This window comes from Eudoraea chungangensis (assembly GCF_029360665.1).
Lineage (GTDB): Bacteria > Bacteroidota > Bacteroidia > Flavobacteriales > Flavobacteriaceae > Eudoraea > Eudoraea chungangensis.
The window spans coordinates 18225-33172 of record NZ_JARDUB010000002.1; the positions used below are offsets into that span (position 1 = coordinate 18225).

The 14948-nt window shown below is 38.0% G+C and carries 12 protein-coding genes; 2 read left to right on the forward strand and 10 right to left on the reverse strand.

Going from position 1 to position 14948, the window contains the following annotated elements; translation table 11 throughout:
- Positions 1–87 precede the first annotated feature (87 nt).
- Together PXG98_RS04750 and PXG98_RS04755 are read right to left on the reverse strand one after the other, a co-directional pair.
- On the reverse strand, positions 88–897 hold the full coding sequence (locus PXG98_RS04750; protein ID WP_276389276.1) for an SDR family oxidoreductase: 810 nt from the start codon (positions 895–897) through the stop codon (positions 88–90).
- On the reverse strand, positions 894–3182 hold the full coding sequence (locus tag PXG98_RS04755; protein ID WP_276389277.1) for a M20/M25/M40 family metallo-hydrolase: 2289 nt from the start codon (positions 3180–3182) through the stop codon (positions 894–896). The genes PXG98_RS04750 and PXG98_RS04755 overlap by 4 nt, the downstream gene beginning before the upstream one ends.
- Positions 3183–3303: 121 nt before the next feature.
- Here PXG98_RS04755 and PXG98_RS04760 point away from each other — a divergent pair, with 121 nt between their 5' ends.
- Entirely contained in the window at positions 3304–3774 is a 471-nt protein-coding gene (locus PXG98_RS04760; protein WP_276389278.1) for a CBS domain-containing protein, read from the forward strand.
- A gap of 23 nt (positions 3775–3797) precedes the next feature.
- Here PXG98_RS04760 and PXG98_RS04765 read toward each other — a convergent pair whose 3' ends face one another.
- The 3 genes from PXG98_RS04765 to PXG98_RS04775 are packed head-to-tail and all read right to left on the reverse strand — an operon-like array spanning position 3798 to position 9836.
- Positions 3798–6947: a VPS10 domain-containing protein gene (locus PXG98_RS04765; protein ID WP_276389279.1), complete on the reverse strand. Its 3150-nt coding sequence runs from the start codon at positions 6945–6947 to the stop codon at positions 3798–3800.
- 12 nt (positions 6948–6959) lie between these two features.
- Complete coding sequence (locus PXG98_RS04770) at positions 6960–8246, reverse strand: serine hydrolase domain-containing protein (RefSeq protein ID WP_276389280.1); 1287 nt, start codon at positions 8244–8246, stop codon at positions 6960–6962.
- Between the two features lie 30 nt (positions 8247–8276).
- Positions 8277–9836: a M20/M25/M40 family metallo-hydrolase gene (locus PXG98_RS04775; protein WP_276389281.1), complete on the reverse strand. Its 1560-nt coding sequence runs from the start codon at positions 9834–9836 to the stop codon at positions 8277–8279.
- Between the two features lie 189 nt (positions 9837–10025).
- Between PXG98_RS04775 and PXG98_RS04780 the strand changes: the two genes are divergently transcribed.
- A complete protein-coding gene (locus PXG98_RS04780) occupies positions 10026–10358 on the forward strand; it encodes a single-stranded DNA-binding protein (protein ID WP_276389282.1) in 333 nt (110 codons plus the stop codon).
- A 46-nt stretch (positions 10359–10404) separates the two neighbouring features.
- Here PXG98_RS04780 and PXG98_RS04785 read toward each other — a convergent pair whose 3' ends face one another.
- From PXG98_RS04785 to PXG98_RS04805, 5 genes are all read right to left on the reverse strand, one after another.
- Positions 10405–10923, reverse strand: coding sequence for a ferritin (locus PXG98_RS04785; protein ID WP_276389283.1), 519 nt, complete (start codon positions 10921–10923; stop codon positions 10405–10407).
- An 83-nt stretch (positions 10924–11006) separates the two neighbouring features.
- Positions 11007–12002, reverse strand: a complete 996-nt coding sequence (locus PXG98_RS04790) for a GRP family sugar transporter (RefSeq protein ID WP_276389284.1) — start codon at positions 12000–12002, stop codon at positions 11007–11009.
- A 10-nt stretch (positions 12003–12012) separates the two neighbouring features.
- On the reverse strand, positions 12013–12912 hold the full coding sequence (gene rbsK, locus PXG98_RS04795; RefSeq protein WP_276389285.1) for a ribokinase: 900 nt from the start codon (positions 12910–12912) through the stop codon (positions 12013–12015).
- An 8-nt stretch (positions 12913–12920) separates the two neighbouring features.
- A complete protein-coding gene (locus PXG98_RS04800) occupies positions 12921–13970 on the reverse strand; it encodes a nucleoside hydrolase (protein WP_276389286.1) in 1050 nt (349 codons plus the stop codon).
- Positions 13971–14044: 74 nt separating this feature from the next.
- Positions 14045–14947 (reverse strand): histone deacetylase family protein, encoded by a 903-nt coding sequence (locus PXG98_RS04805; RefSeq protein WP_276389287.1) that lies wholly within the window; start codon positions 14945–14947, stop codon positions 14045–14047.
- Between the last annotated feature and the right edge of the window lies 1 nt (position 14948).

A 14948-nucleotide genomic window follows, 5' to 3' on the forward strand; every position in this document is an offset into this window, starting at 1 on the left:
AAAGGAATGTAAAAGACTGAAAATCAGGAGTATAAATTAACTATTTGAACAGGTTTTTGTTGTGAATGTTATTAAAAGTGTGGTGAACTATTCGTTTATATCTGTCTTAAATACAACATTATTAATAGGAAAATACTTACTTATTACTATTTTACCATTTATATCCCCCTGGTTTTCGTCGTAAATCGGAGGACTAAGACCTCTTTTTTTTGCCTGTGTATCATAGTATTCATTTTTGGGAGGATGTATTGGATAGACAGCGTTAATAATATGCCCCCAAATATTATTTTGCAGAAGATATTGTATAACCCTAATACAATCGTCAAGGTGAATTAGGTTAACAGGATCGTTCCCATTTTTTAATCCGGTTCTTCCACTAAGTTGCTTTACGGGATGTCTTTTATCACCAATTAGTCCTCCAAAGCGTACAATACTAATTTTATCTCCAAACCTATTTTGGAAAAGCTTTTCAGACGCAAGTAATTCTATCCCAGAACTTGAAATGGGTTGTGGAACAGTATCCTCCGTAATTATACCCTGTACATTTCCATAAACAGAAATACTGCTTACAAAGAGAATTTGTAATTGTTTTTTTTGAGGTATCTTTTCTTGCAGTAGTTGCATTCTTTTATAAAAACTTGGGGCATTTTCCGCTCGCATCTTGGGAGGGACATTAAGGATTAGAATATCTATTGTGGCAATAAATTCGTCCATAGCCCCAATTATACTCTCGGTCTGCAAAACCAAGAGGTACGGCTTTATTCCTTCTTTACTTAGTTCATTCAATTTATATTTCGAAGTAGTACTACCGTGAACATTATAGCCCTCCTTTATTAGAACCTTTGCCAATGGTAAACCTAACCATCCGCAACCTATAATGCCTATAGTTTTACTCATAATTGAAGGGTTTTAAATAGAACTACGGCATCATTTAAAACAAAGGGCATGGGCATTTCATCTTTTGGTCGTGGGGGTAACGAAAATAGTGGGTGGTAAAGAAGATCATTCGAAGCTTCCATAAAAGTTAATTCTAAAGGCACATCTAAAGGCAGGTATAAGCTTAGGTCGGTTTGGTCATTATCTCTAATAAAATGGGTAAGCAGCTTTCCACCTTCTCTTTTTGACAAAAAGTATTCAGGTAATTGGGCCCCATTTACTGTCCCTTTGCTTATTGGTACGTTATTGGTAAAAATATCTAATCGGTTAACATTTCTCTGAGGTATAATGCTTAGTTCCAATACCCGTTCTTGTCCTATTGTTGTATCTTTTGTAACAGTAACTAGTGGGGCCTGAATATCTTTTAATTCGGCCGGGGCTACCACATTGAAACCCGAATTGTATTTACTACTAATTATACTACTACTTAATATTCCTGTAGGGGATTCTCCATTTTCACTAAAAAATTGTGAAGCCCAAGGCCCCATGTTTTTATCGTAGGTAGTCCAATTTGCTTTGTTCTGATTTAAATTTACCACATATAATAAGCTAGATGGTCTTTTGCGATCTTCATTAAAGTTGGCGGTAAAATGAGCACTAATAAAGAAACCAAAACTAAGTAAAACTAAAAAGTAGGAAATTTTGCCTTTAGCCTTGAAGCCATAAAAGATTGGGAGCAGTAAAAGCATGCTCAGGGAGGTGAGCAGTGTAGCAGCTATAAGAAGCTTTAACCCCAATCCTATTGGAAAGAGTTCTATTAAAGGAGCATATATCCAAATCCCAGGGATGGCCAGAAAGACCAACAACAAAGGGCTCACAGTCTTTTTATCCAGACATAATACAAAACTACCTAGGAATCCAATTAAGGGAATAATAAAATAACTAGCACCAGGCAAATATTGTGCTACCATCCCATTAATAATAAACCACAAGATTATTGGAGCTACCATTAGGTTGGGGCGTGTAATTTTCCTGAACTTGTTGTAAATCCAAAAACAAACGGCTATGGATAATAAGACAAAAGCAAGAATATAGGTATGACCGTTGTATGTAAAGCCATGCAGGATGTCTTCGTATTGGGGATAAAGCCATTTTAGTATACGCCAGCTATAAAAGCCAATAAACCCATTTATTCCTACTACTAGTATTGGCGGAATGAATCCTAAAAGGATTTCTTTTATTTTTAGTTCTTTTCGTCTAAACCCTAGAAAGACACAAATAAGAAAGGCAGTTAAACTAATAAAAAATAAAGGCCAAATCCAGTCAAAAGGATAGATTACCAACTTGTAATAAGGCAAATTAAAATAGATGTAGTCCTCTAAACTCTTGAGGTTTGATAAATCAGATTGACTAAAATAGGACAACAAGGGCATTAAATAACTTCCCTGATGCGCCAAAGTATTTTTATTTAAACGCAGGGCGTTGTCTTGTGCGGTATGATAGTCGTAATGATCATCTATAAACGCAAAATTAAAAGCTTCAATATCCATATCTTCTCTAAACACCGTAGTGTCCATATCATTAGGAAGAATTTTATATACGCTATAGGCAAGGGAATTGGCAACAGGAAAATCTGGATCAGCTTTTTTAAACTCCTTAATTAAAGTGCCGTTGGCGCGATTTGTTTCCATTAACATAATGGATGGTCCTCCACTTCCTCGTGCTTCAAAATTTAGAACAAGTCCAATATCATTTGCCCAAGGATGATGATTTACAAATAATTCGGCACCATTTAATCCTAGTTCTTCCCCATCGGTGAATAGAACTATAATATCATTTTTAGGTTTAATCCCTTTCGAAAAAAAAGCTCTTAGTCCTTCTAAAATTGTGGCAACTCCACTTCCAGCATCACTTGCACCGTATGAAGAATGGGGACTACTATCGTAATGCGACAACAGTAATAAAGCCTTACCATTACTATTGACACCTTTTATACGTGAAATTATATTTTTCGGCTTACTAAGGTTACCTTCATCACCAACATTGTAATCGAACTGAATATCTGTTTCGAGCTCCAGTTTTTTTAATTCTGCAACGAGATAATTCGTTACTTTTTCGTGACCTGGAAAGCCAATCCCATGTGGTTCTTTTGAAATTTCAACTACATGTTTAAAGGCTCTTTCTGCAGAAAACTCTGTTTCTGAGGCATTTATATCAGGCTCATAACTAGGCATACTTTCTTCAAAACTTATGATAATGGCCAACAGAATCAGAAGAAAGGAAATAATGGAAGGGTACTTTTTCATATTCACGAATTAAAACTTAAAAGTATAAAAAACTGATAGTTTAAGTGATTTTACCGAGTATTTTTAAAAAGTACTTAATATTTATGTATATTTAAAAGTAACCTTTGTTAATAATTGAATTATGGGAATCAAGAGTTTTATGGGACGTAGGGCAAAAGAAGTATCTAAAAAAGATTATGATGCTCCAATTCTGGTAGAAGATTATATGAGTAGAAAACTGGTGACTTTCAGAGAAGACCAGTCTATCTTAGAAGTAATGGAACTCTTCGCTAAACATCATATTTCTGGTGGTCCTGTGATGGATGATAATGGATTTTTGGTTGGAATTATTTCCGAGGCAGATTGCATGAAACAAATATCAGAAAGCAGGTATTTTAATCAGCCGATTCTGGATAAAAGTGTGGAACGATTCATGACCAAAAAGGTAGAAACTATTCCTCACGACATGAGTATTTTCGATGCTGCCGGTATTTTTGATCGTCATAATAGAAGAAGATTACCAGTTATGAAAGACGGTCTTGTAGTTGGCCAAATAAGCCGAAAAGACATAGTCATTGCGGCCTTGAAACTTAGTGGTCAAAACTGGAAATAAAACTTCCTATACTGTTCTATCCCTTAGTTATGCTCCATTATTATTACAGGAATTTCTAGGCTGCGATAGAGAGATTCGTATTCTTTCATGTCTCGGCTAATGAGCTGAAGTTTTTTGTTTTCAAATTCTTTCCATTGCGACAATAGTATATCCATTCTTTCTTTTGCACCAGAAGTAACTACAGGGTCTGAAGAATCTACAAAACCTTTCAGATGCATGAGTTCCGCATTAAGTTGGTTATTGTAATTAATAACATCCTGAAAAGTCTTCTGTTTTGGCTGGATTAATTTCTCCTCCCATCTATTAATACGGGTAATTAATGAGTCTCCTTTTTGAATTAAAGATTCTGTATTTTCTTTATTCTTCAACAAGGCCTTATAAGATTCTAGTTGTGTCTTAGCTGATCGCATTTGAGCAACAGATTCATGAATAGAAGCTATAGTAGATTCAATAGTCTCTAAGAAGGCTTGTTGATTATCGTAGTCTTGTTGTGAAGCTTGTACTTTTGGGTTGGCCAAGATAGTTAGTTGTTTTTCTTGCTCGTCTCTGTCCAAAATCATCTTAACGGTATAAGTACCTGGTCCCACCCTGGAACCGGAATAATCTCCATATACAAAAACCTTGTCCACTGCTGGAAGGCTATTTTTTCTAAAGTCCCAGACAAAACGGTTGTAACCCATTTTGGAGGATAATATAGAGGGTTTTTTAGGACCGCCAGGCCATGATTTAAATTCAGGGTCTTTTTTGTTTGTGATGCTACGTATTAGTTTCCCATTTTTAAGGATTTGAAGTTCTAAGTCCAGGCTATCCGAGTCGGATGTAAGAAAATAATCTATCTGAACGCCCTGTTTGGGATTCTCACCTAGTCCAGGAACTGGTTTATCTGAACTGCTTCCGAATAATAGGTAGCTGTCTGAAGGTTTAACAAGCATAAAGGTGTTTTGTGAAGAGGTGCTATTTTGGATCGGTGCGAGATTATCCAAAATCCAAAATGACCTACCTGCGGTTGCTACAACCAAATCATTTGCCTGAATCACCATGTCATTTATTGGGACTACTGGCAGATTTAATTGAAATGGTTGCCACATTCCTCCGTCGTTAACAGATAAATACAAGCCTGTTTCTGTACCTGCATATAATAGACCTTTTTTGATGGGATCTTCCCTCACCACTCTAACAAAAGTATGCTCATCCGTAATACCATCCACTATTTTTGTCCAGCTTTGTCCATAATCACTGGTTTTAAAAACATAAGGTTTAAGGTCTTGGAACTTATAACGCATTAAAGTGATATAAGCGGTGCCCGGATCATGAGGGGAAATTTCAATACTGTTAATAATACCTTCTTTTATTTCAGGTGGTGTAATGTTAGTCCATTCTAGTCCTCCATCTTTTGTGATATGTACTAGGCCATCATCACTGCCTGCGTATAACACTCCTTTTTCATGTGGAGATTCTACCAAATACATGATGGTATTGTAATTTTCTCCCCCTGCAGCTTCATTCGTATAAGGACCCCCTCCAGGGCCTTGTTTGCTTTTATCATTACGTGTTAAGTCTGGACTAATGGCAGTCCAATTTATTCCCCCATCTGTAGTTTTAAAAACTACATTTCCAGCATGGTAAATAGTGTTTCTATCGTGAGGGGAACTTATTATAGGTGCATTCCAATTATACCTGTATTTGAAGTCTTTTGGTGCATTCCCCAGTGCAATTTCTGGATATTCTTTAATGCTTTTACCCTCAGCAGAATTCCGCGACCATTTTTCAATTATACCCTGATAGCATCCTCCATAAATAATCTCGGGATTATCAGGATCAAATGCCAAATAAGCACTTTCACAACCTGCCACCGAATACCAGTCTTTCCAGTCTATACCCGCATCGTTGGTTCTGCTCGCAATACCAATTGCCGAATTATCTTGCTGTCCGCCATATACATGATAGGGAACCAAATTATCGGTAATAACACGATAGAATTGAGAAGTGGGCTGATTTTGTTGACTACTCCAACTAATTCCTCCGTTATTAGAGATGTTTGCTCCACCATCATTCGAGTTAATCATTTTTTGATTGTCCTTGGGATTAATCCATAAGTCGTGATTGTCCCCATGTGGAGTTGGCAGGGCCTTAAACGTCTTACCTCCGTCTATTGACTTGGTTACAGGGGCGTTTAGTACATAGACTATATTTTCATTTTGAGGATCTGCAAAGATTTCCATATAATACCAGGAGCGGGCGATATTTATTCTATCCTTATTAATTTGCACCCAAGTTTCTCCAGCATTATCAGACCTATAAACCCCTCCCTTAGTGTCTTCTGCTTCTATGACTGCAAAAACTCTCTCCGAATTTGCTCTGGAAACGGATACGCCTGCCTTACCAAACTCTTCAGGAAGGCCTTTTTCCATTTTAGTCCAATTGCTTCCACCGTCAGTGGATTTATATAAACCCGAGCCTTTTCCACCAGACTCCATATTCCAGGGGTATCTTTTGTGATCCCACATGGCAGCATAGAGGATTAGGGGATTGTTCATGTCTAATGATAGGGATGATGCCCCTGTTGTATTATTTATAAATAAGACATTTTCCCAATTTGCACCACCGTCTGTAGACCTGTATATTCCACGTTCCTTAGTTGCACCATATTGGGCTCCCTGGGCTGCAATGTATATTAGGTCTGGATTGTTTGGGTGTATTATTACATCAGAAATATGCCGAGTTTTATCCAGACCAATATGTTTCCAGGTTTTACCAGCATCGGTAGATTTATATACACCATCTCCCATCGAAGTCATAACACCTCTAGCGGCATGTTCTCCCATTCCTACAACTACAATATTGGGATTGCTTTCAGAGACACCGATGGCTCCAACGGTGCCTGTTTTAAAAAATCCGTCCGACACATTTTTCCAATTAATGCCGTCATCCACAGTCTTCCAAATTCCACCTCCTGTGGTTCCCATATAGTATGTCATTGGAGCATCCACGACTCCGGCAGATGCTACGCTCCTTCCACCTCTAAAAGGCCCTATATTTCTCCATTGAAAGTTGTGAAAGCTGGTATCTTGTAATTGTTGCGGAGGGGTAGAGTTTTTAGCTTTTCTCTTTTGGGAGAAGGTAGTAGTTTGGCATAATAATATACAAGCCAGTATTAATTTGATAATTTTCATTAGGATTACGTATTAATCAATTATTGCACTAAATAACATTTGTCTAAATCTCCATGCCGAATCGTCCTCAACCTTCCCTTGTGTCTGCTTCATAATTATTCCAATTACTTTTTCTTCCGGATCAGCAAAATATTGTGTATTAAAATACCCGCCCCATTCAAAGGTTCCTAAACTTCCTTGTCCACCTTCATCTTCTCCTTTCTGATTGATTATACTAAACCCCAGACTATAATGTTTTGGGCCACCTTGTTTCCACATTTCCATTTGATTGGCCAATATGGTTTTAATAGTGGTTCTGCTCAAGATTCTTTTCCCATTGAGGATGCCGTCATTTAAATACATTTGCAAAAATTTAGCATAGTCTAAGGCTGTGCTAGACAATCCGGCACCTCCAGAAAAGAACTTTCTAGCCCCGGAAATGGGATAATCCTGGTCATAAAACGTAACAGGATATTTTTCCCAGGTATCATCTACCTTGTGAAGTACTTCTACAAGCCGATCTTCCTTTGTTGGCGGAAGATAGAAAAAGGTGTCTTCCATTTCTAAAGGATCAAATACACGCTCTTTAAAAAATTTGTCCAAAGGCATTTCCGACAAGACTTCTATAAGATACCCCAAAACATCTAAACCTTCACTGTAATAAAACACTTCCCCAGGGGCCTGGTGTAAAGGTAGTTTGGCCAGTTTTTTTACGCTTTCTTCAATTGTGATATTTTTAGTCGTAAACAAATCTGTCACCCCTGCTTTTTGATACATTTTTTTAAAACGTAGGTCCCTATCGATAACACCATAGCCTATACCAGAAGAGTGTGTGAGTAAATGTCTGATGGTAATTTCTTTTGGACTCGGGATGGATGTATAGGTAGAATCTTCGTCATTGAAGGTATCCAGTATCGTTGCGCCTTTAAATTCTGGTATGTATTTGTGAATTGGGTCGTCTAGTTTAAACTTACCTTCTTCCCATAACAACATAAGGGCTGTGGTAGTAATGGCTTTGGTTTGGGAGGCAATTCTAAAAATACTGTTCTTTTGCATTAATTTAGAAGAATCTGCATTAGCCTGGCCATAGGCCTTGTGAAAGACAATTTTACCGTTGCGGGCAATTAGAGCAACAATACCCGGCAAATGCTCGTCTTCAATAGTTTGACTAAGCATACTATCTATTTTATCTAGTCGGGGCTGTGACATCCCTTGGCTATAGGGAGGTACTTCCGGAAGCACGGAAGTTTCGAATTTACATGCGCTAACTAGTATTAAAGTTGCACTCAGGGATAGGCTAATAAAGAAATTGACTCTCATTTTAGTTTCTGCTTAGGTTGTAAAAGTATATTAATTAGTCGTTTTTCCTCCCTCTCTTTCCGGGGACTTAGAGTTTGGCCATATTCTAGGTTTACCTGTCCTGGGATTAACTGAAAGCTTTGCTTTTACTCTCGAAGTTTTTTCAGGATCTTCACTAGCCATATATGCCAAAATAGCTGTGAGAATAACATTGTTTTTAATTTCATCAAAGACAATCTTATCATAAGTATCTAAGTTTGTATGCCAAGTATAACTTCCGTAGCTCCAACTAAGAGAGCTAAGTGAAAAAGCCGGTACTCCTTTAGCAACGAATGAGGCATAATCCGATCCTCCTCTTCCTGGAGATCCAGGATAGGTAGTTTTTATCTCCTCCGTTATTTTGTCGGGAACGGCATACAACCACCTGCTGAGGTAATCATAAGAATTTAGAAAACCCTGCCCGGATATTTTAACCACTCTACCTGTGCCGTTATCCTGATTAAAAACTGCCTGAATACCGTCAACTATTGCTGGGTTATCTTCAACAAAGGCTCTAGAACCATTTAATCCCTGTTCTTCGCTACCCCATAGGCCAATAATTATGGTTCGTTTGGGATTAGGGTAAACCTTTTTTAAAATTCTTGCCGCTTCCATCATCGTAATGGTGCCCGTTCCATTGTCTGTGGCGCCGGTACCACCATCCCATGAATCAAAATGGGCAGACAGTACTACGTACTCATTTGGAAGCTCTTTTCCTGGAATACTGGCTATGGTATTAAAAGTTGGGACTCTTCCTAATTCCTTCGAGATAGCAGTTATTTTTAATTTAGGACTTCCGCCATTTTCGGCAATCCTATAGACCATGCCATAGTCTTCCAAAGAAAGATCAATAATAGGGATGAGGGTGGTATTGGCACTAAAAATTTTGTTTGCACCAAACCCCTTGGACCATCGAGATTGAATTATCCCTGCAGCACCTGCGTTTTGTAAGGCCAGGTTAATACTACTGGCGTTATATCCGGTATTTCTAAGTAGGCTCGACCAATTTTGAGCCTGTTTTTTTCTTTCTTTTTTCATTTGGTCAAAGGATTCGTCCGTGGCGAATTCCTCCCAGTTATAATCAGGTCTCCCGGTTAATTCTTTTTTTGAAACCAAAACGAATTTGTTTTTTACCGAAGGTAGCCATTGCGCAAAGGCCATAGAATCTTTTAAAAAAGGGAGAATAACTGCAGTGGCCTCAATTCCTTTTTCTGAAGTACTAGGACTCCACGCCAATTGGGTGCCTTTTAAAGAAACAACCCGAGGTTCTATTAGATCTATATGACAGATGCCTCTTTCCCAGCCCCGCCAAGTACCCCACTGCTCATTTTTTGCAGAAATATCCCAACTCTTGAAGGTGTTAATGGCCCATTTGTGCGCGTTTTCCATTTGAGGTGTTCCTACCAATCTGGGGCCAATTACATCTAATAATTCATGTGCTAAATCTTCGAGTTCGGATTTTTCCATTGCTTCGTCCAGTATTCCATTTATCACTGAATCTGAAGACTGACTTAAGCTTATATTCTGGACAAAACAAAAGCATAAGGTAAGGAGAGCAAGTTTTTTTTTCATTGGTACGTTGTTGATGTCGCAAACGAATATAATAATAATTGCATTTAGAAAAGGCAAAGTGGAGCCCTAAGCTTTGGGAGCATTTTTTGGACTTCCATTATTTGATATCTATTTATTTGCAGTTTAGGAGATTAGGTTTGCATTATCGGATTCTACCGATAACAACTCTAAACATTTAAATACAATATTATGAACACCTTAAGAAACAAAGTACAGCTAATTGGTCATTTAGGCCAAGATCCTGAGATAGTAAATCTAGACAATGGGGGGAAGCTTGCAAAGTTTTCTGTAGCTACCAATGAGAATTATAGAAATTCTGAAGGAGATAAAGTAACGGAAACCCAATGGCATCAGATAGTTGCTTGGGGAAAAACTGCAGAGATTGCAGAAAATTATTTGGTTAAAGGGAAAGAAATTGCCTTAGACGGGAAACTTATACATAGATCTTTTGAAAGCAAAGAAGGGAAAAAAAGGTATATAACTGAAGTAAAATGCAATGAAATACTTCTGTTGGGGAAGTAGGGCAATAAGGTTTTAGATTCTAAAGTAACCCGGGGTTTAGAAATAATTAATCAGCACTATTGGCGGCGGCACTCTCTACTGTAATTTGTTGAACATCTCTGTCAAAAAGGTATAGTCCACCCTTGTCGTTTCCAATTAAATTAATCTTGTCTAATATTGTTCTAGCTAATGCCTCCTCTTCGATTTGTTCTGCAACATACCACTGAAGAAAGTTATGGGTAGCATAGTCTCTCTCCTCTAAGGCGACATGAACTAAGTCATTGATACTCTTAGAAACGAAGATTTCGTGTTCATATAAATCTTGGAACATCTGCTGAAAAGACTTAAAATCCGAACTGGGTGCTTGTAAAGCAGAAATCTGGGCCTGTCCTCCTCTTTCATTCACATATTTAATCAACTTAAGCATATGCATTCTTTCTTCATCGGAATGTTTATACATAAAGAGAGAAATTCCCTCTAGACCCTTAACCTCGGCCCAAGAGGCCATGGATAGATAGACCTGAGAGGATTCTGCTTCGATTTGTATTTGTTTATTTAGCGCTTTTTCTAAGTTTTTCGTTAGCATGACTTATTTTTTATCAAAGTTACGAATTCCGGGAAATTAAAAGCTTCGGATGGCTGAATTATATAAGTGCTCCTTAATAAAATTTATCTTGCCAAGACAATAAGAGCTAGTCCAACAATATATATCAGAAGCATAATATTCAAAAGTTTTGGTACTTCTTTCGGGGCTCCCTTAAACTCTTTCCAAACAAAAATACCCCATAAGGCAGCCACTACCGTGGCACCTTGACCTAAGCCATATGAAATGGCCGGGCCAGCTTTATCTGATGCCAAAATGCTAAAAGACATTCCAACACACCAGACTGCTCCACCAATAATTCCCATTAAATGATTCTTGCTGGAACCTTTAAAATAGGACTGAAATTTAACGGCTTCTCCTTCAAAAGGTTTTTTCATTAAAATGGTATTGAAAATAAAATTGCTAAGTAAAATCCCAAAAGCAAAAACCACAACTGCCGTATAAGGACTCAGTTTGCCATCAATAGGTTTTGTGAAATCTGAGAACATTGAATTAGCTACATACTTGTAGAAGAATCCCATTAAAATACCGGCCACCACGGCCAGAATTAGGCCTTTAGAGGGGACTTTATTCTGACTTGCCGATAATTTACTGTACGCAGTAGCATTCAGTAACATGGCGACCACAATTAGTGCCACACCAATAAACAACATGCTGGCATTCCCTACTGGAATATCTAAATAGTTTACTATTACCCCTATTACCAGCGCCAAACCAATACCAACGGGGAAGGCAACAGACATCCCTGCGATAGTAATAGCTGCAACTAGTAAAATATTAGCCAGATTAAACAATACACCCCCCAATAAGGCAGAACCAATGTTTGCGGTATTGGCCTGTCCCAAATCTTCTAAAAAAGGCCTTCCGTCGGTACCTAAACTACCTGCTGTAAAAGCCAAGAAAAGAGCGAATAGGACGATGCCTATAACATAATCCCAATAAAAAAGTTCAAAGCGCCAGTTGTTGTCGGTTAGTTTTTGTGTATTTGCCCAAGAACCCCAGGTAATCATGGTTATGACACAGAAAATTACGGCAATAAAGTAAGAATCAATTATAAACATAAGGTATCAATTAAGAAATTTCGTTAAGATAAGGGGCCGAATCTTGTGCTCCCATTTTAGTTACCGATAATGCAGCAGCCTTATTTGCAAAAGCGATACTGTCCGGCCAATTTTTACCCTGAGAGAGGCATACCACGAGGGCTCCATTAAAAACATCCCCAGCTGCTGTTGTATCTGCGGCCTTTACTTCTATACCGGGAGTTAAAAAATGCTCTTCTTTATTCATAAAAAAAGCACCCTTTTTCCCCATAGTAATTATTACATTTTCAACTCCTTTTTCAAAAAAGACTTTACCAGCCCTTATCGCTGATTCTTCGTCCGTAACTTCAATACCTGTTAGGATTTTGGTTTCCGTCTCATTTGGCGTGATTAAGAATAGGCCATTGAAAATTTTTGGCGAGAGTTCTTGGGCAGGAGCAGGATTAATTACTAATTTTTGCTGGTTCTCTCCACAGTAGGATACTAAATATTCCACTACCTCCAGAGGGGTTTCCAGTTGGGTGAGGAATATTGATTTTTGCTCAATAGATTTTAGATGCTCTTTCAGCTGCGCAACAGAGAGTTTTAAATTGGCCCCTGATGCAACCACTATTTCATTTTCTCCTTGTCCGTTAACGGTAATAAGAGCAACACCGGTTGCTTCTCCGCTTAGGCGTTTTGCTCCACTTATATCCAGGCCTTCCTTCTGATAGCCCTCCAATGCTTTTTTTCCAAAAATATCGTCTCCAACACAACAAACAAAGTCGACATTTCCTTTTAAACGTGAGGCCGCAACAGCTTGGTTAGCCCCTTTGCCACCGGGAAACATAAAAAAATCACCCCCTAAAATTGTTTCTCCAGGTTGTGGGAAACGGGGTGTTTTAACCACCATATCTGTATTGGAACTCCCAACTACAATTATCTTACTCATATTTAAAATCAATTAGCAACTGGGACGGGGTTTTGAAGTGTATTATAAAAATCTTTAAGCAGTTCTTTTTTGTTGAAACTTTCCCAGACTGTTATTTTTCTTGTATTAGATGGTCTATCTCTCCAATTATTGTCAATTAAAATCGGTGCCGGAATGGATTTTCTTTCACCCCAGGATGCATTTTTTAATATTGCCACCGCAACCATATCAAATAAGGCTCTGGAAGGGGGGTCTCCATGATAGTCGATATAATCGAAAAGACTTATAGAATAATCACCAAAATTTTCAAATTCTCCCCCGTGTCTTCCGATAACTTTCTTGTTTGCCTTGGGTCCTAAACTGGGCATTTTATGGTTAATTTCTTCCTTTGTTACTTTAACGGCATCAGTGCCTGAGGGTTTTCCATATCGTACGGTGACCATTTCGAAGGGAATATCTGAATTAAGGACATAATTCATTGCAATAGTATCGTTGTCCTGATTGTATTCACCTGGTTCGGGGTAATTAGAGCCCAGCCATACAATTTTGGTTCTTAGAGCAAAAGAAGGATCTTTTTTTAGCGCAAGAGCTATATTGGTTAGTTTTCCAACTGCAATAATAACCAAAGAATCTTTTTTTGTCTGTTCGATTAAATATTCTACCGCTTCACTTCCATCATAGGCATCAGGATTCCAGGGTTTAGAAATACTATCAAAGCTTCCGTTGGCACCTTTTAAAAGGGGAATCTTGTTTTCTAGGTTACATAGCTGAAGAACCCTCAGAGCTTCGTCATAATGGCCTTGAATATCTCCTCCATTATAGGTGGCGTTTACGGTTATGGCGTCTACATCAAAAGTATTACCATTTAATAATAAATAGGCCAATGCATGCTGGTCGTCTAGTTCGTTATTTGCATCGGTATCGAATACAACTTTTATTTTTTCTGTTTTAATGGCCTTGGCTTCTGAATTACTGGCTTTTTTCTTTTTTTCAGAGCAATTCCAATAGAGTAGAGCGAGCATTAATAGAGGAAAGCCGAAGAAAAACAGTTTCGTTTTTTGTTTTGAAAGATATCGCATTTATACTAAATTATTCGTTTTTGAAGATACAAAAACTGTAGTTATGGGAAAACTCTTTCTTATCGATTGCTTATTTAAAAAAACACTTCCTGCGCTATCCGGAAGGTGTTGGCATGGGCATTAATGATATCTTTTATCCTGGGGGAGTAACCACCTCCCATGCTACATTGTATCGGAATTCCGTGTTTGGCACATGTAGAGATAACTATTTCATCTCTTTTTTTGCATCCTTCATGGCTCACGGCCAATGTGCCTAATTTATCTGTACTAAGAATATCTACACCGCATAAGTAGAAAATAAAATCTGGTTTTATGCTGTTAATTAAATTGGGTAGTACTTTGGCAAGAATGTCTAAATATTCCTTATCTGAGGTGCCCTTCTCTAGTGCAATGTCCAAGTCTGAAACCTCTTTTTTAAAAGGGTAATTATTAGCGCCATGCATTGAAAAAGTATATACGGAAGAATCATTTTGGAAAATTTCGGCAGTGCCATTTCCCTGATGAACATCTAAGTCTATGATAAGTATTTTTTTTGCTTTCTTCTCGTTCTGCAGATAACGAGCAGCTATAGCCTGATCATTGAGTAAGCAGAAAGCTTCTCCTCTGTTTGAATAGGCATGATGTGTACCCCCGGCAATATTCATAGCAATGCCGTACTCTAAGGCGTAATCACAGGCTTTAATCGTGCCATCGGCAATAATTTGTTCCCTTTCTACAAGGAGGTGATCTAAAGGGAATCCAATTTTTCTAACCTCCTTTTTAGTTAAATGCAGTTCAATGAGATTATTAAAATATTCCTTGGAATGTACCTTAAGGACTAGGTTTTTATTTGGCAGTAAAGGTTCAAAAAAGTTCTCTTGACTACAAGTGCCTTCAAAGAGAAGTTGTTTCGGTAAGAGGTCATATTTTAACATAGGAAATCTATGACCCTCGGGTAAAGGAAGCTTGTATATTGGATGGTATGCTATTTTAAGCACC